The organism is Agrobacterium sp. 5Ca50 (assembly GCF_055381905.1).
In genome coordinates, this window is record NZ_AP026438.1 from 957,805 (window position 1) to 974,858 (window position 17,054).

The 17,054-nt window shown below is 55.3% G+C and carries 18 protein-coding genes; 7 read left to right on the top strand and 11 right to left on the bottom strand.

What is annotated here, in order from left to right; translation table 11 throughout:
* Positions 1–15 precede the first annotated feature (15 nt).
* Both ACZ5FM_RS04605 and ACZ5FM_RS04610 read right to left on the bottom strand, forming a co-directional pair.
* Positions 16–1,245 carry a GNAT family N-acetyltransferase gene (locus ACZ5FM_RS04605; RefSeq protein ID WP_464039836.1) on the bottom strand — a complete coding sequence of 410 codons (1,230 nt, stop codon included), beginning with the start codon at positions 1,243–1,245 and terminating at the stop codon, positions 16–18.
* 103 nt (positions 1,246–1,348) lie between these two features.
* Positions 1,349–1,561, bottom strand: coding sequence for a DUF2842 domain-containing protein (locus ACZ5FM_RS04610; RefSeq protein ID WP_192487529.1), 213 nt, complete (start codon positions 1,559–1,561; stop codon positions 1,349–1,351).
* Between the two features lie 223 nt (positions 1,562–1,784).
* On the opposite strand from ACZ5FM_RS04610, the gene ACZ5FM_RS04615 reads away from it, so the two are divergent.
* A complete protein-coding gene (locus tag ACZ5FM_RS04615; RefSeq protein ID WP_464039837.1) occupies positions 1,785–2,903 on the top strand; it encodes a COX15/CtaA family protein in 1,119 nt (372 codons plus the stop codon).
* A gap of 6 nt (positions 2,904–2,909) precedes the next feature.
* Here ACZ5FM_RS04615 and ACZ5FM_RS04620 read toward each other — a convergent pair whose 3' ends face one another.
* The 7 genes from ACZ5FM_RS04620 to ACZ5FM_RS04650 form a co-directional block, all read right to left on the bottom strand.
* Positions 2,910–3,770: an aminoglycoside phosphotransferase family protein gene (locus ACZ5FM_RS04620; protein WP_464039838.1), complete on the bottom strand. Its 861-nt coding sequence runs from the start codon at positions 3,768–3,770 to the stop codon at positions 2,910–2,912.
* Positions 3,767–4,699 carry an N-acetyl-gamma-glutamyl-phosphate reductase gene (gene argC, locus ACZ5FM_RS04625; RefSeq protein ID WP_192487532.1) on the bottom strand — a complete coding sequence of 311 codons (933 nt, stop codon included), beginning with the start codon at positions 4,697–4,699 and terminating at the stop codon, positions 3,767–3,769. The genes ACZ5FM_RS04620 and argC overlap by 4 nt, the downstream gene beginning before the upstream one ends.
* A gap of 73 nt (positions 4,700–4,772) precedes the next feature.
* Entirely contained in the window at positions 4,773–5,726 is a 954-nt protein-coding gene (gene speB, locus ACZ5FM_RS04630; protein ID WP_464039839.1) for an agmatinase, read from the bottom strand.
* A 247-nt stretch (positions 5,727–5,973) separates the two neighbouring features.
* Positions 5,974–6,441 (bottom strand): 30S ribosomal protein S9, encoded by a 468-nt coding sequence (rpsI, locus tag ACZ5FM_RS04635; protein WP_192487534.1) that lies wholly within the window; start codon positions 6,439–6,441, stop codon positions 5,974–5,976.
* A gap of 2 nt (positions 6,442–6,443) precedes the next feature.
* On the bottom strand, positions 6,444–6,908 hold the full coding sequence (gene rplM, locus ACZ5FM_RS04640) for a 50S ribosomal protein L13 (RefSeq protein ID WP_192487535.1): 465 nt from the start codon (positions 6,906–6,908) through the stop codon (positions 6,444–6,446).
* Between the two features lie 229 nt (positions 6,909–7,137).
* Complete coding sequence (locus ACZ5FM_RS04645) at positions 7,138–7,974, bottom strand: DMT family transporter (protein ID WP_259145266.1); 837 nt, start codon at positions 7,972–7,974, stop codon at positions 7,138–7,140.
* Between the two features lie 556 nt (positions 7,975–8,530).
* Complete coding sequence (locus ACZ5FM_RS04650) at positions 8,531–8,863, bottom strand: hypothetical protein (RefSeq protein WP_250982811.1); 333 nt, start codon at positions 8,861–8,863, stop codon at positions 8,531–8,533.
* A 99-nt stretch (positions 8,864–8,962) separates the two neighbouring features.
* On the opposite strand from ACZ5FM_RS04650, the gene ACZ5FM_RS04655 reads away from it, so the two are divergent.
* The 4 genes from ACZ5FM_RS04655 (at position 8,963) to ACZ5FM_RS04670 (ending at position 11,434) form a co-directional block, all read left to right on the top strand.
* Entirely contained in the window at positions 8,963–9,400 is a 438-nt protein-coding gene (locus ACZ5FM_RS04655) for a CoA-binding protein (RefSeq protein ID WP_250982810.1), read from the top strand.
* A gap of 85 nt (positions 9,401–9,485) precedes the next feature.
* Positions 9,486–10,769 (top strand): O-acetylhomoserine aminocarboxypropyltransferase, encoded by a 1,284-nt coding sequence (locus tag ACZ5FM_RS04660; RefSeq protein WP_275640904.1) that lies wholly within the window; start codon positions 9,486–9,488, stop codon positions 10,767–10,769.
* 35 nt (positions 10,770–10,804) lie between these two features.
* Entirely contained in the window at positions 10,805–11,161 is a 357-nt protein-coding gene (locus ACZ5FM_RS04665) for a cupin domain-containing protein (RefSeq protein ID WP_259145262.1), read from the top strand.
* 33 nt (positions 11,162–11,194) lie between these two features.
* Complete coding sequence (locus ACZ5FM_RS04670; protein ID WP_192487542.1) at positions 11,195–11,434, top strand: hypothetical protein; 240 nt, start codon at positions 11,195–11,197, stop codon at positions 11,432–11,434.
* 94 nt (positions 11,435–11,528) lie between these two features.
* On the opposite strand, the gene ACZ5FM_RS04675 is transcribed toward ACZ5FM_RS04670, so the two are convergent.
* On the bottom strand, positions 11,529–12,776 hold the full coding sequence (locus tag ACZ5FM_RS04675; RefSeq protein WP_464039841.1) for a cytochrome P450: 1,248 nt from the start codon (positions 12,774–12,776) through the stop codon (positions 11,529–11,531).
* An 80-nt stretch (positions 12,777–12,856) separates the two neighbouring features.
* The gene (locus ACZ5FM_RS04680) at positions 12,857–14,104 is read right to left on the bottom strand and encodes a GGDEF domain-containing protein (protein ID WP_464039842.1); all 1,248 of its coding nucleotides are present in this window, start codon (positions 14,102–14,104) and stop codon (positions 12,857–12,859) included.
* A gap of 694 nt (positions 14,105–14,798) precedes the next feature.
* On the opposite strand from ACZ5FM_RS04680, the gene clpP reads away from it, so the two are divergent.
* Entirely contained in the window at positions 14,799–15,428 is a 630-nt protein-coding gene (gene clpP / locus ACZ5FM_RS04685; RefSeq protein ID WP_192487546.1) for an ATP-dependent Clp endopeptidase proteolytic subunit ClpP, read from the top strand.
* Between the two features lie 293 nt (positions 15,429–15,721).
* Positions 15,722–16,999 (top strand): ATP-dependent Clp protease ATP-binding subunit ClpX, encoded by a 1,278-nt coding sequence (gene clpX / locus ACZ5FM_RS04690; RefSeq protein ID WP_192487547.1) that lies wholly within the window; start codon positions 15,722–15,724, stop codon positions 16,997–16,999.
* The last annotated feature ends 55 nt before the right edge of the window (positions 17,000–17,054 follow it).

The window sequence follows — 17,054 nt, forward strand, 5'->3', positions numbered from 1 at the left end:
GGCCACCGTCTGGCCTCAGTCGCTTTCTGGTTTTGCGGTGTCCTTCTTGGCCCGCAGGGACTGGATGAAACCGTAGAGTTTGGGATGCGCCTTGATAAAGCTTTTGAGCGAGGCGAGCGCGCGGTAGCCAATTGCCGGCAGATACCCCCGCACAGATAGGGCACGGAAGATGTCATGTTGCACGGTTTCGACCGTGCACCAGCTTCTTTTGTAGAGCTGGTCGCCAATACCGAAGTCGAAAATAGCGGCACCCTCGGCACAACTTTTCTCGATCATCAGCCAGAACAACAATTCGCCGGGACTGGCATCGGCTGCCAAATGTTGGTGGATCGAGCCAAACTGGCAGATCACATGATCGCCCTTGCGCGACAAACCAGCCACCGCCACCACTGCGTTATTGGAACCGGGCAGGCGAATGGCATGGAGTTCCAGCGGCACATTCTCAAGGTGATAGGGCGCGTCGACAAGGCCGTGGAAAAAGCTCTTGATCGCCTTGTCCTGGAAGACGTCAGGAATTTTCTGTGCCGCGAAACGTTCGGCCTTTTGCTGGAAAAACGTGTCCAGCAGGGCATGTTGTTCCTGGCGATCGCGCGTCAGGTAATAGTCGTAGCCGCCAATCTCGTTTAGACGTTTGGTCTGCACGCGGTACTTTTTGCGACGGCGCTTGGCATTGACCTGCGCCAGCGTATCTTCAAAACGCGGCAAAAGCGGCAGCTGAAATGACCGGTTCTGGTTTTCGCTGGTCGCCAGCGCCGAGAGCGGATGCCGCCGTCCACGCCAGGTAAGCGGAATATTCTGCAAGGCCAACACATCGACGCGGTCGGATAATTGGCGGCGTATTTCGCTCAGGATAAGCTGTGCATCTTCAGGCTTGGCCGTCTGCGCATAAGCATCGTCGAACAGTCCGGTATTGATATTGTTGAAATTGCCGCCCGGGAAACGCGCCACACGAAACGGGCCCTTGCTGCGAATTTCAAGCGGGATGAGAAACACCGTCTGGCCGGACACTTGACCACGAATGACCACAACCGGCGTGCCCATGGCCTTGGACCATGCCGCGCACCACCAGTAACTCTGGTGGACGGAGTTGAGTGGGGAGTGCTCCAGACGTTGCCAGTCTGCCTCGACCGCCGCCATGTCGGTGACAACATCAACCGACAGCGGACCGGAAACCGCGTGCACAACGGCATGTTCAAAAGCCTTCTGGCTTTCTGCTTCCGGCAGGTCTGGCTGTATTGCTCTCATCAACAACTCCGCAACATCTGCCGCAAAATAGCAGCAAGCCGTGCAACAAAGAGTTTATCGGCCAAGATGCGAGCTGAAACTTGTAAGTGCAGTTAGCACAAGGTTACTGGCCGGGTTTGCGGCCCGCCATCCACTTTATCAGCGCCATGGCTGGCAATACCCACAACAGGCCAGTGCCGATGAAATAGAGCAAATGAACCCACCAGGGCGATTCCGCCAGATTGGCCGCTGCATAGGACGTCGCCAGAATGGCATAGACAATCACCATGATGATGATGACGATGGTGCCGATGAACGAACGCAGACGAGTGGGCATGGGTTTCTCATTGTGTTGACGTGTTTGTGGGTCCGCGACGGCTTGCCGCAAACATGCAGGGCTTGTTTTGCCTTAACGGTTGGGGCAAATCAACGTCATAGCTTTCTGCAGGGCCATGAAAATGACATGCCCTGCCTTATGAAACTGTCCTGCCTTGGCCAGATACCGGCCAAGGGTACCGGCCTTCTTTGACGGGGTGAGAAACCCCTGTGGAGTTGAGAATATGAGCCTGAATACCGCAGCATTGGCTGGGAACCCTTCTGAGGCTGCAATTGAGCAGACACTTGTAAAGCAGGATCGTAATCGCCGCGTGCTGCGCATCTGGCTTGGTTTTGTTATTTTTACCCTGTTTTGCCTTGTGCTGGTGGGTGGCGCAACGCGTCTGACGGAATCTGGCCTTTCGATTACCGAATGGAAACCGATCCACGGTGCCATTCCGCCGCTTTCGGTGGAAGAGTGGCAGGAAGAGTTCGATCTCTACAAGCGCATTCCGCAATACCAGGAAGTCAACAAGGGCATGAGCCTTGATGAGTTCAAAACGATTTTCTGGTGGGAATGGGCACATCGCCTGCTGGCGCGGGGCATCGGTATCATCTTTGCACTGCCACTGGCGTTTTTCTGGATCACCGGCCGCGTGGAAAAGCGTATCCGTCTGCCGCTGGTCGGCCTTTTGGCGCTGGGCGGCTTTCAGGGTTTCATCGGCTGGTGGATGGTATCATCCGGCCTCGTCAACCGCACTGACGTGTCGCAGTACCGCCTTGCCACCCACCTGACCATCGCCTGTCTTATCTTTGCGGGCTGTATGTGGATCATGCGCGGTCTTTCGCATCATTCGCTGGATGCGGTGGGTGAAAGAAAGGGGCGCACCTTTGCAGCCGTGCTGTTCTGCCTCTGTCTGTTCCAGATCTATCTCGGTGCACTGGTGGCCGGTCTCAATGCGGGTCTGTCCTACAACACCTGGCCGTTGATGGATGGTTCGGTGATCCCGGGCGATCTTTTCGTTCAGCAGCCCTGGTGGATCAATCTGTTTGAAAACCCCAAGACAGTGCAGTTCATCCACCGTCTGGGTGCATACACGCTGTTTGCAGCAGCGCTTTGGAACATGGTCAGGCTGTGCCGTGACATCCCGGGATCGCCGCATGCCCGGCGCTCCGTGCTGCTGTTCGTGCTGATCCTGATCCAGGCGATGCTCGGCATCATCACGCTGCTGATGCATGTCGATATCCATGTCGCGCTGGCCCATCAGGGCATGGCATTGGTTGTTCTTGGATTTGCCACCGCCCACTGGCGCGGGTTTATCGGCGAATATTCCGCGCCGGTAGCCGTCGAGGTGCGTGACTGATAACGCTTAAAGCAGGGTGCGCGCGATCTGAAGGAATGCCAGACGTTCGCGCGCATTCTCACTGGCATCAAATAAGGTGCCATCTTCCACAGACCAGCAGATCGACAATCCTGCATGCGCAATGGCGTAGCGCAGGATTTTTTCTTCCCCACATCCCAACATCTGTGAAAACAGTGTGGTCAGCGCCTTGATGCGCGCCGGCTTGATAATATCGGGCAGGGCATTCAGCGGATTGCCGAAGATGTTTGCCACATCATAGGCGGCGTCACCAATCAGCCCCTGCGGGTCAATTGCCAGCCAGCCGCGTGTGCCGCCGGACACGATGTTGTCGTGGTGCAAATCGCCATGCAGGGGTTTGATGTTGTCCTGTGTACCGAGAAGCTGCAATGCCAGTTGTCGGGCAAAGCCAAGCGGCTCACGCAACATTGTGTCATAGCCGTCGAGTGATCGGTCAAACAGTGCTGCAAAATGCCTGTCGAGCGGCGTAAGGTTCTCAAGCGTTGCGGGTGAAGGCGCGTGCAGCCTGCCCAGTACATCGGTTATGACACGGTTGCTGGCGGCCTCACCATGTTCAAGACGGTACTGCCGTAGTGTCAGGTCGCCCGCATCTTCCAGCAGGCAACTCAGGCCATGACTATCGATCAACCTGATGGCACCGTTGCCGTCCCGCCAGCGCAGGAAGGCCATGCCCGGCAACTCTCCGATGCCGCGCGGCTTGAGTTCCTTCAGTACCGCCTTCTCACCACTGTCAAGCGTCACGCGGTAAACCAAGCTGCTCGGTGTATCGGCAAGAAGAAAGGCGGAGGATATGCTCCACCGCCTTTTGATGTCTTCTGAAATAACAGGTGAGGTTTTGCCTTCGGTCATGCCGAGAGCATCAGTTCCATGTTCTGCACAGCAGCACCGGATGCGCCCTTGCCGAGATTGTCCAGCAGCGCCACGAGGTTGATGTGCTCGCCGCCTTCGGTGCCGAACACAAACAGCTTCATGGTGTCCTTGCCGGCAAGTTCCTCTGCGTCGATGCGTGACAGGCCCTTGCTTTCGTCCAGCGATACGACTGAGACGATGTCCTGACCGGCATAATGCGCAACCAGCGCATCATGAATGGTCTTGATCGTCGTGCCGTCCTTGAGGTCGGCAGCAAACAGCGGCACCTGTACGATCATGCCCTGTGCGAAGCGGCCGACCGATGGCGAAAACAGCGGAGAGCGATCGAGCAGACCATGGGTCTTCATTTCCGGAACGTGCTTGTGCTTCAGCGGCAGGCCGTAGAGGAAGTTGTTGGCGGTAATCGCATCGTCGCGGCTCAGATCTTCCATCTGGGCAATCATCTGCTTGCCGCCACCGGTGTAACCCGAGACAGCATTGACCGAGACGGGGTAGCCGTCCGGCAGCAGACCTGCTGCGCGCAACGGGCGGATGAGGCCGATGGCACCCGTTGGGTAGCAGCCGGGGTTGGCGACGAAACGTGCAGAGCGGATCTTGTCGCCTTGTGCATTGTCCATCTCGGCAAAGCCATAGGCCCAATCAGGCGCGATGCGGTATGCTGTCGATGTGTCGATAATGCGCACATTGTTGTTGCCTGCCACCATCGACACGGCCTCTCTCGAGGCTTCATCAGGCAGGCACAGAATGGCGACATCGGCATTGTTCAGCATGTCTTCGCGCATGGCGGCATTGCGCCGTTCCGCTTCGGGAATCGACAGCAGTTCGATATCGCGGCGGTCGGCCAGGCGTGTGCGGATCTGCAAGCCCGTTGTGCCGTGTTCGCCATCGATGAAGATTTTCGCTGTCATGCCCTTATCCTAGCTTTTTCAGTGGGTTACTGCAATTGGCGGAATCAGAGTGCCAATCGCTTGAATCAATTCCTCAGCGCGCCTTGGCAAGCCGTTCGGCGCGCAGGCCAAGCATATACATCGCAACTGTGGCACCGGCAATGGCGGTAATGTCTGCATGGTCATAGGCGGGCGCCACCTCCACCACATCAGAGCCTCTGATGTCCAGCTGGCCAAGTCCGCGCAGGATCGAGAGTATCTTGGAGCTGGTTGGCCCACCGGCAACCGGTGTGCCGGTACCGGGTGCGAAGGCCGGGTCAAGGCAGTCGATATCGAAGGTCAGATACACGGGCTGCCCGGCAGTGCGGTTGACGATCAGCGACGAGATATCACCCGCCCGCATGTCTTCGACGTCGTGCCCGTAGATAATCTTGATGCCTAAGTCATCGGGTGCGTGGGTGCGAATACCGATCTGGATAGAGCGGTCAGGATCGATCAATCCGTCACGCACGGCACGCGCCACGAAGGAGCCGTGGTCAATCCGTTTTCCGTCATCGAACCATGTGTCCTGATGGGCGTCAAACTGAACCAGCGCCAACGGCCCGTGCTTGGCAACATGCGCCTTCAGAAGCGGCCAGGTAATGAAGTGATCGCCACCCAGCGTCAGCAGGTAGTCCGAGCGGGACAGGATCTTGCGTGCTTCTTTTTCGATCTTGGCAGGGGTCTGCCAGTGGTTGCCGTAATCCAGCAGGCAATCGCCATAATCCATGGTCGGCATGCCCTCGAATAGGTCTCGATGAAACGGATATTGCGGGTCGTTGTCGAAAATGGCTGAGGCACGGCGAATGGCCTGTGGTCCAAAGCGAGCGCCGGGTCTGTTGGAGGTCGCCGCATCAAACGGAATGCCCCAGACAACAGTCGATGCGCCGTTTAGATTTTTGGTGAACTTTCGCCGCATGAAGGAAAGCGTGCCCGCATGGGTCGGGTCTGTTGCTGCTGAGGTGAGGGAAGAAGCCGTGAATGCGTGGTCGATGGTTTTTCCCGGCATGCGTCAGTCTCCGTTTTATCGAATCCGTAAGCCTGTTCTGTGCGCGCGATGTGTATGTCCAGTGATGGCAATCGCTTTGTCAGCGACATCGCTGTGCGGCAAGATGCTCGACATTGTGTTTTCATGCAACAACACTTTCCCGACGTGAACAGCGGCCAGCGTTGCGCCTTCATGGAAATGAAAAACCCGAAACGAAAAAAGGCGGAACCGAAGTCCCGCCTTTTCGAAGTCTGTATTCCGAAAGCGATTAACGCTTGGAGAACTGGAAGGAACGGCGAGCCTTGGCCTTACCGTACTTCTTACGTTCAACAACGCGGCTGTCGCGAGTCAGGAAGCCACCCTTCTTCAGAACAGAGCGCAGGCCCGGTTCGAAGTAGGTGAGTGCCTTGGAGATACCGTGACGAACGGCACCGGCCTGACCGGAGAGACCACCACCAGCAACAGTTGCGATAACATCGAACTGGCCTGTGCGTGCTACAGCAACAACTGGCTGCTGCAGGATCATCTGCAGAACCGGACGTGCGAAGTACGCAGTGAAGTCGCGACCATTGATGATGATCTTGCCAGAGCCAGCCTTAACCCAAACGCGGGCTACGGCGTTCTTGCGCTTGCCGGTTGCGTAGGAGCGACCGAGAGTGTCAACCTTGCGGACATGTACAGGAGCCGAAGCTTCTGCTGCCGGAGCGAGGTCTTTCAGAGAGGAAAGATCGGCCATTATTAGGCGCTCCTTACGTTCTTGCTGTTGAGCTTGGCAACGTCGAGAACGACCGGCTGCTGTGCTTCATGTGGGTGGTTGGAACCAGCGTAAACGCGCAGGTTCTTCATCTGGCGACGGCCGAGCGGGCCGCGCGGGATCATGCGTTCAACTGCCTTCTCGAGAACGCGCTCCGGGAAGCGGCCTTCGATGATCTGGCGAGCTGTACGCTCCTTGATGCCGCCTGGGTAGCCGGTGTGCCAGTAGTATTTCTTGTCGGAATACTTGTTGCCGGTGAAGACAGCCTTTTCCGCATTGATGATGATGACATTGTCGCCATCGTCAACGTGTGGTGTGTAGGTTGCCTTGTGCTTGCCGCGAAGACGGTTTGCAACAACGGTGGCGAGGCGACCAACAACGAGGCCTTCGGCGTCGATGATGATCCACTTCTTCTCCACCTCAGCGGGCTTCTGAACGAAAGTCGACATATTACTAGTCTTTCTGTCTGGACCCATGGGCCACAAGGCTCTGGGCGTTTTTTGTTGCTTGGTTTTCTTGCGCCTGAACGCAAGGGTAGGCCGCATTTACATGAAATGTGACTTGGGCGAGCTTATACGTGGGTGCTGAAAAACCGTCAAGGTTTCGAATTTGGATACGGCTAGAAAAAAACAAGTAAAATCAATGGTTTGTTTGTGTGGTATATTAATACCTCACTTTTTAGCCCAGCCGCATCACCAAAACACCCGCTGCAATGACGGCACCGGCGACATAACGCCAGATGCTGGCCTTCTCCTTGAGGATAAAAACCGAGATGACGATGGCAAACAGGATCGATGTTTCGCGCAGCGCCGCAACAATGGCAACCGGCGCCTTGGTCATCGCCCAGAGAGCAAGTCCATAGGACAGGATCGAGCCGCCACCGCCCAGAATGCCGCGCCACCAGTTGCCGCGCACATGGGTGATCACGGCACGGCCGCCGCGCATGTAGATGGCGTGGCTGAACAGCAGGACTGGCGGCAATAGCGACATCCACAAGGTATAGGAAATGGCATTGCCTGCCTCACGGGCGCCAACGCCATCCACAAAAGTGTAGCTGGCGATGACAACGGCATTGAGCAGCGCAAAGATTGTCGCGGTGCGGCCGCCGTGGCGAGCCTCGAATGCCAGTGTCATGATGCCGGCGCAAATGACGAAAATTCCGGTGAGCGCCATTGGTGACAGATGTTCGCCAAGAATGAAGCTGCTGCTGGCGGCAACCAGCAACGGTGCCACGCCGCGCATCAGCGGATAGACCAGCCCGATATCACCGAGTGTGTAGGCAACGGCCACCAGGCGGAAATAGACGAACTGCAGAACCGCTGACGCCAGAATGAAGGGCAGCGCTGTGATGTTCGGCATCGGCAGGAAGGGCAGAAAGGGCAGGGCACAGCAGGCGCCGCCGGCCGCAATCAGTGCGGCATCCAGTGACTTGTCCTTGCCGGATTTGACCAGGGCATTCCAGCTTGCATGGAGCAGCGCTCCGAAGAGAACCAATAAAAGCACATCGATAGACAAGGCAATGATCCGCGAGCGAGGAAAACGGCAGGTTATGTCCAGTTCTATTCGCAGTGAAAGCGCAAGTGCAAGCGGTGTGATGCACGCTTTATTGGCGGTGAGAAAATGTCGTCGTCGGGCGACTTATCGAACGATGTTTTTGGCTGCATCGAAAAGCTGTATTGGTCGATTTTTCAATGTCAAATAATAGAATAATACAACTATTTGGCGATTTGATTTACTGGTAATTTTTATGGTTTTTTTGCAGCATCGAGACGTGGGAAATCTAGTTGTTCTGGGAATGTTGCAATTTGCGATATATCTGAAGTGCTGATGCTTGCCATTCGTCACTAAAATACTGCTTCAGACGATAGTAGATTTGCTCCTGCCAGGCGTTTTATTTCATAAAGTTGGAATTTCTAATTAAACTATAAGTAGTCGCTAAAATGCCTATGAATAAAACATGAATTTATCAAATACAAAGAGTGAACATTTTTCGCGCGTAAAATTTAATTCGGCGCATGCGAAACGGCACCGCACCAACGTTACGCCGAAAAACTGATGGAATTTTACGTGGTCAGCAGTCTCTGCCAAACGAAAACGGGCTGCAACGATCATTGGTGCGCGGTTCACATTTGTACACCGGGCAGTTCTTTGCGTCGCGCGTTGGTACGCTGCTGTCAGCTGCGTATTCGCCGGTATCGCACTGACGGTCGCTTCGGACGTAACGGTCATAAAGCGTCATGTTGCGTACGCGCGTCGATGGGTAACGGAGAATGGCTGCGCCCTCACGGTCGATAGCACTCTGCACCGCCGCACAGCTCATGCCTGTTGTATTGTAGCGGGAAATGGCAGCGGCCGGAGAGGCTGCAAGCACGGCAAGCAGTACGGCGAATGTTGTCTTCAGCATGATCTGGTCCTTTTCTTTTTGTTGTTGGATCCCATATGCAAAAGTGCTTCGCATGTCGTAGCCCTTTGAAAAGATAGTCACCCATCCAGGAACCGGATCATGCAGCACGATACTTACGACAATGATTATATAGCAGAAATTCTCGGCTCGGTGAAGACAATTGCCCTGACTGGCGCCTCGCCAAACCCGGATCGTCCAAGCTACGGCGTCATGCGGTTTCTGCTGTCGAAGGGCTACCGGGTGTTTCCCGTTAATCCGGGGCAGGCGGGCAAGGAAATTCTCGGCCAGAAGGTCTATGCGCACTTGGCCGATATTCCGGAGCCCGTTGATATGGTGGATGTGTTCCGCGCCAAGGAGTACCTGTCGTCAGTCGTTGAAGAAACAATCCTGCTTTCGCCACGACCCAAGGTCATTTGGGGTCAGCTTTCCGTGCGTGACGATACAGCAGCCGCCAAGGCTGAAGCCTACGGTATCAAGATGGTTATGGACCGTTGCCCGGCAATTGAATATCCGCGCCTCAATATAACACAGGGTTGAGCGCGCAACAGGCTTATCATTTGCTGCCAAGGCGTTATGATCCTCCAAAGTCCAGTTCAAGGTCTGACATTTTGGAGGAAATACCATGTCCAGCAACAATCCCGGATTTGCGACGCTTGCAATTCATGCAGGCGCGCAGCCTGACCCGACCACGGGTGCCCGTAACACACCGATCTATCAGACGACGGCCTATGCCTTCCGGGATTCGGATCATGCTGCTGCATTGTTTGGCCTGAAAGAATTCGGCAACATCTACACCCGCATCATGAACCCGACTCAGGCGGTGCTGGAAGAGCGTGTGGCGGCCCTTGAGGGCGGAACGGCAGCACTGGCCGTTGCCTCCGGCCATGCTGCGCAAATGCTGGTGTTCCACACATTGATGCAGCCGGGCGATAATTTTGTAGCCGCACGCCAACTCTATGGCGGCTCCATCAACCAGTTCGGCCATGCCTTCCAGAATTTTGGCTGGCAGGTGCGTTGGGCCGATACGGCTGAACCGGAAACCTTCGAAAAACATATCGATGATCGCACCAAAGCGATCTTTATCGAAAGCCTTGCCAATCCCGGCGGCACCTTCGTGGACATTGCCGCCATTGCCGAGGTTGCGCGCAAGCATGGCCTGCCGCTGATCGTTGATAACACCATGGCCAGCCCATACCTTGTGCGACCGCTGGAACATGGCGCCGACGTGGTCCTGCATTCGCTGACCAAGTTCCTCGGCGGCCACGGCAATTCCATGGGCGGTATCATTGTCGACGGCGGTACATTCGACTGGTCTGCGTCCGGCAAATATCCGATGTTGTCTGAGCCGCGCCCGGAATATTCCGGCACGGTATTGCACGCCACCTTCGGCAATTTTGCCTTTGCCATTGCCTGCCGAGTGCTTGGCTTGCGTGACCTTGGTCCGGCCATTTCGCCGTTTAACGCCTTCCTGATCCTGACCGGTATTGAAACCCTGCCGCTGCGCATGCAGCGCCATTCGGAAAACGCGCTTGCCGTTGCCAAATGGCTGAAAAAACACCCCAAGGTCGGCTGGGTCCATTATGCCGGACTTGAGGATAGCTCCAACCACGCCATCCAGCAGCATTATTCGCCAGCCGGTGCCGGTTCTGTTTTCACCTTCGGACTGAAGGGCGGTTACGATGCCGGAAAGGGCTTTGTCGCCGGTCTGCAGCTGTTCTCGCACCTTGCCAATATTGGTGACACCCGCTCGCTGGTCATTCACCCGGCCTCGACCACCCATGCCCAGTTGACGCCGGAACAGCAGGTCGCCGCCGGTGCCGGACCGGATGTCGTGCGTCTGTCCATCGGCCTTGAAGACGTCAAGGACATCATCGCCGATCTGGAACAGGCACTGTCAAAAGTATAACAGCTGCACAAACAGAACCTGGAGAACAGCATCTCATGGCATTGACCCTGTCATTCAACCTCGAAGAAAAACTGGCGAATATTGAGCCGGAATACGGCGCGCCGAAACCGGAGCGTCTGATCTCGGGAGACCCAAAATTCACCACATGGAATTTCGAAGAGGCTGACGGCGGGGTCTACGCAGGGATCTGGCAATCAACGCCTGGCAAGTGGCGCGTGGAATATGACGAGTGGGAATATTTCAGCATTCTCGAGGGCCATTCGGTGCTGACATCTGACGACGGTCAAAGCTTTGCATTGCGTGCTGGCGACCGGATGGTATTAAGGCCCGGCTTCAAAGGAAGCTGGGAAGTCCTTGAAACGACTCGCAAGGACTACGTGATCCGTCTTTGAAAAAGGACGGGCCGGAATGAATAGGGTAATGTAATGAGAATACTGAGAACGTTTCTGATCGTAGCGATCGTTTCCGTCGGTTTTATTGGTTTCCAGTGGTACAAATATGTAACCAACACGGACAGCCCCTATGATGAGGTTGGCATCGAGCTGAACAGCCGTATGCCGGGACCAATCAACAAATGGGGTTGTGACAAGCTTCACGAGACATTTGGCAATGTTCTCCCGCCGTATGGTTGCCAGGGTGGCAGCGATGGACGGCAGTGGATTTAACCGCCACAGCATCATATAGACAAAAGCGCCGTGTGTTTTCATCAAACACACGGCGTTTTCATTTTAATAGGCAGGTTTCAGGCGCGCCATCCAATCACCAGACAAGGTCCAGACGGTCCAGACCATGGAAATGGTAGACATCCTTGACCTCGGGTTTCCGGGCAATCTTCATGCCTGGAAGACGGGCAAACAGCAGCGGCAGCGCGATATTCAATTCAAGTCGTGCCAGCGGCGCACCAATGCAGAAGTGAATGCCGGCACCGAAGGACAGGTTGGCACCCTCGGCACGGTCTGGCTTGAAGGTAAGGGGATCGGTGAATTTCTGCGGATCGAGATTGGCCGCCGCCAGAATGAGGCTGACCTTGTCGCCGCGCTTGAATGCAACACCGTCGATTTCCACCGGCTCAAGAACCCAACGCTGGAAGATATGCACGGGCGCACAGATGCGCAGCGTCTCTTCAACAGTGCGCTCGGTGGTCTTGTCGTCGGAAAATAACGTATCCGGCGCAACGCCGCTTTCCAGGATTACTCGAACCGAATTGCCTATCTGGTGAACGGTTGCTTCATGGCCGGCATTCAGCAGAACGATGGTGGTCGACACCAGTTCGTCATCCGTCAGGAACTGGCCTTTGTGTTCGGTGTGGATCATGTGGCTCATCAGATCATCGCGCGGATTTTCGCGACGATCCCTGATGATGCTGCGCACATAGTCAGCGAATTCCTTGGCCGCCTTGTCTGCCGCATGTTCATCTTCAGTGGTGCGTTTGAACATATACATGCCGACATAGGCATGGGACCATTCCAGCAGCTTCGGGCCCATCTCCTCGGGAATGCCGATCATCCGGGCAATCATCGTCACCGGAATGATATCTGCGAAGGAGGCGAGAAGCTCTGTCTTGCCATCTTTTTCAAAACCGTCGATCAGCTTGTTGGCCAGCGCCTCGATTTCCGGCTTCATGATCTCGACATGGCGAGAGACGAAAGCGCGGTTGATGAGGGTGCGCAGCCGCGTATGTTCCGGCGGTTCGATTTCCAGCAGCGAATGGCGCTCGGCCGCATCGAAATGTTTGACGTGTTCCTGTGGTTCGGCAAGGCCCAGTTCTTCGCGGTTGGCGACATGCAGGATCTGCCGTCCGAAACGGCGGTCGCGCAACAGCGCGTTGACGTGGTCATAGCCGGTGAAAAACCACTGTTTCTGTTCCTCCCAATAAAAGGTGGGACAGTGTTTGTGCAGAGCCGCATAAACAGCATTCGGATTTCCGAAGAACTCCGGGTTGCGGGCATCAAGCGAGACATGGCGCGTAGCGGTGTCGATTGTCAGAAAATCAGGAATATCAGTCATGCAATCATATCTATTGGAATGGGTGCCGGGCTGAAAGATGTTTTCCAAACCGGAGATGAATGAGCGGTGCGTTCCTGATCTTAGCGGTTGGCAATCGCGGTGATGCGGGCCAATGCCGCGACCTGACGGTCGGCATTGTTATCCATCGGGTCTTCATCACGATCATTGGCGGCAATGACGACATTGTTTTCACCGTTGAAGAATACGGTTCTGTTGCGGCCGGCCTTCTTGGCGGCGTACAGCGCCCGGTCGGCAATCGTCATCAGCGCGTGGAGATCCGGCGCGCCGCTATTGTCAGTCGCGATACCGACGCTGACAGTCATGGGAATGGTTTGCTTGCCATCGTCAAGCGGTGTGCGGGCAAGGTGCAGCCTGATGGTTTCGGCAACCATGATCGCCCGGTCGGGAAGGGCGGTTTCCAGAAGCAACGCAAATTCTTCGCCACCCATGCGCACGAACATACCTGTCTCGGAAATGATGGTTTCCGCCATACGTGAAAACCGCGTGAGCGCGATATCGCCGGACTGGTGACCGTAGCGGTCGTTGATCTTCTTGAAATGATCGATGTCGAACAGGATGAGAGCCACGCTGTGGCCAGAATTGGCCGAGCGTTTTGCCAGTCTTTCGAATTCTTCTGTCAGCCCACGGCGATTGCGAGCGCCGGTCAGTTCATCGGTCGTTGCCAACAGGTGCAGGCGCTTTTCCGTTTCTTCAATATAGAGCATGGCGCTGAGCGTGATCACGGCAACAAAGAACAATGCACCGTAAATGGCGGTAATGGTCGTCAGCGGCACGACATTTCCGGTCGCCATATTATGCTTGATAACCACATAGGCGGTGATTGCTCCGCACAGGGCCTGAAATACCAGCAAACTGGCAAGGGTTTTGCGCGTCGGGCTGCGCTTGCCCTTGTAATTCAGAAGAACACTGGCCAGCATGAGGTAACCAAGGCCCGCGGCCGTATGATAAAGAACGATGCGATAGGCCATGCTGTCGCGTACAGGTGGGACAAACATGAACGCCACCCACAGCAATGCAGGGATCGCGACCCAGCCTTCGATCTTTTTGCCGCTGATTTTGAGCAGGCCCGCAAGCCAGCAGGCAAAGCCTAGCAGTGCGACTGTATTGCCCACCTGAATAGAGGCGAAATTCGGGATTTCCCCGCGCAGCATCACCAGGACGCAGCCAATCGTATTAAGCGCGAAGCCGGACGCGAACAGCAGGTATTGTGTTTTGGCGCGTTGTCGCAGCCACATGCCGAGCAGCAGAAAAGCCAGGGTGAGTGTTTCTGCGGCCCAGAGAAGCATTACTGTTTTGGCATCAAACACCGTACGATCCTAATCTGCGCGTTTGCGCGTTGCTTCACGCGCCATGATCCTCATGATCATGGAGGAAACGCTTGAAACTAACCTGATGGCACGAAGTTCTATTCCGGGAGGAAATGCGGGACGGGCCTGCGCGGAAGTATCAACACCAATTGCTAATGGTTCGTTGCCGGACCGGGGCAAAACTGGGGTGATCCAGAGGTTTATTTCTGACCTATGAAGCCCACCAAAGCGCCGGACGCGGGTTGCGTGACACGCAGGTGCTTGAACTCTTGAAACCTGCACCAGATATAAGGGCCACGGCGGTGGACGATATTGGCTGCAGATGTGGAAAAACGAGTTCGAAATTTCGAAAAACCGTTACGACGATCATCTTTGGAGCAGATTTTATTCCCGTTATGAGAAAACTGTGCTGGCGTGGGCTTTGCTGAGACGATGTGACGGGTAATGGACTTGAGAATTCATCAATCATTCACCACATCCGGTTTTCGTCGTTGATGATCAAGCATCGTCAATGCGTGGCTATGGCGACTCATCCGATTGCTCATTAGAGCGCCAGTAAGAAATGCCCGCTATTAAGGATATCCGCCGCCTGTGTCTTGAAGTACGGGGCTTGGACACTCTATGTAGAGAATGAAGAAATAGATTTGATTCCGGTTCGCAGATCGTGCCGGGCAAGAGTTGATAAAGGACGGACATGAGAAATCCAGTTGATACCGCCATGGCTCTGGTGCCGATGGTCGTGGAACAGACCAATCGCGGCGAACGGTCCTATGACATCTACTCGCGTCTTCTCAAGGAACGCATCATTTTCCTGACTGGTCCGGTTGAAGATCATATGGCGTCGCTGGTTTGCGCCCAGCTGCTCTTCCTTGAGGCTGAAAACCCCAAGAAGGAAATTGCGCTTTACATCAATTCTCCGGGCGGCGTCGTAACCGCCGGCATGGCAATCTATGACACCATGCAGTTCATTCGCCCGGCTGTATCGACGCTCTGCGTTGGTCAGGCTGCGTCCATGGGTTCGCTGCTGCTGGCTGCAGGTGAGAAGGGCATGCGTTTTGCAACGCCAAACGCCCGTATCATGGTGCACCAGCCATCCGGCGGCTTCCAGGGCCAGGCATCCGACATCGAACGTCACGCCCGTGACATCATCAAGATGAAGCGCCGCCTGAATGAAGTTTACGTGAAGCACACCGGCCGTACGCTTGAAGAGGTTGAAAAAACCCTTGATCGCGACCACTTCATGGACTCGGAAGAGGCAAAGGATTGGGGCGTCATCGACCGCATCCTGACGTCGCGCGCCGAAATCGAAGGTGCGTCTGCTTAGTAACGCATGCGCGTTTTTGACTATGGTTTGAGACCCTCTGTGGAAATAGAGGGTTTAAACCGGGAAAGAAAACGCTAATAGTACATATTAAGGCTATGTTGAAAATTTATGACGTAGCGTTGATGCTTGAAGGGGATTTCGTTGCCTCCGGGGTTCGGATTGTTTATCCGGTCCGGTTTAGTACCCCCGGAAACAATGCGGGCACGTATCCTGAAAACGGAAAACGTGCCGGCAAGCGGTGAGTTTACCGCATTCCGTTTGACGGAATGACGGCGTGCTGGAAGGAAAGAGATATGAGCAAAGTCAGCGGCAGCAACGGCGGCGACTCGAAGAACACACTCTATTGTTCATTCTGCGGCAAGAGCCAGCACGAGGTCCGCAAGCTTATTGCTGGACCGACGGTATTCATCTGCGATGAATGCGTCGAATTGTGCATGGACATCATTCGCGAAGAGAACAAGAGTTCCATGGTGAAGTCCCGCGAAGGCGTTCCCACGCCGCAGGATATCATCAAAATTCTCGATGAATATGTCATCGGCCAGATGCAGGCGAAGAAAATTCTCTCCGTGGCCGTTCATAACCATTACAAACGTCTGGCACACGCCTCGAAAAACGGGGAAGTGGAACTGGCGAAGTCGAACATCATGCTGGTTGGCCCAACCGGTTGCGGCAAGACCTATCTTGCCCAGACCCTGGCCCGCATCATCGATGTGCCCTTCACCATGGCCGATGCCACGACACTGACCGAAGCTGGCTACGTGGGTGAAGATGTTGAAAACATCATCCTCAAGCTGCTCCAGTCTGCGGATTACAACGTTGAACGCGCTCAGCGCGGTATCGTTTACATCGACGAAGTGGACAAGATTTCCCGCAAGTCTGACAACCCATCCATCACGCGCGACGTGTCGGGTGAGGGTGTACAACAGGCTCTGCTGAAGATCATGGAAGGCACGGTTGCTTCCGTTCCTCCACAGGGTGGTCGCAAACATCCACAGCAGGAATTCCTGCAGGTGGACACGACCAACATCCTGTTCATTTGCGGTGGCGCGTTTGCCGGCCTGGACAAGATCATTTCCGCGCGTGGCGAAAAGACCTCCATCGGTTTTGGCGCGACGGTCAAGGGTCCGGAAGATCGTCGTGTTGGCGAAGTGTTGCGTGAACTGGAACCGGAAGATCTGGTCAAGTTCGGTCTTATTCCTGAATTCATCGGTCGTCTGCCGGTTCTGGCAACGCTCGAGGATCTCGATGAGGACGCACTGATCCAGATTCTGTCGGAACCAAAGAACGCTCTGGTCAAGCAGTACCAGCGCCTGTTCGAGATGGAAGATGTCGAACTGACATTCCATGAAGACGCACTGCGCGAAATTGCCCGCAAGGCAATCACCCGTAAAACCGGTGCCCGCGGTCTGCGTTCGATCATGGAAAAGATCCTGCTCGACACCATGTTCGAATTGCCAACGCTGGAAGGCGTTCGTGAAGTCGTGATCTCTGACGAAGTGGTCAGTGGTGTAGCGCGTCCGCTCTACATCTACGCCGATCGTCAAGAAGAAAAGACCAACGTATCGGCTTGATTCGATTACGCTAGAATTTAAAAGCCCCTTGCAGCACGGCTGCGAGGGGCTTTTT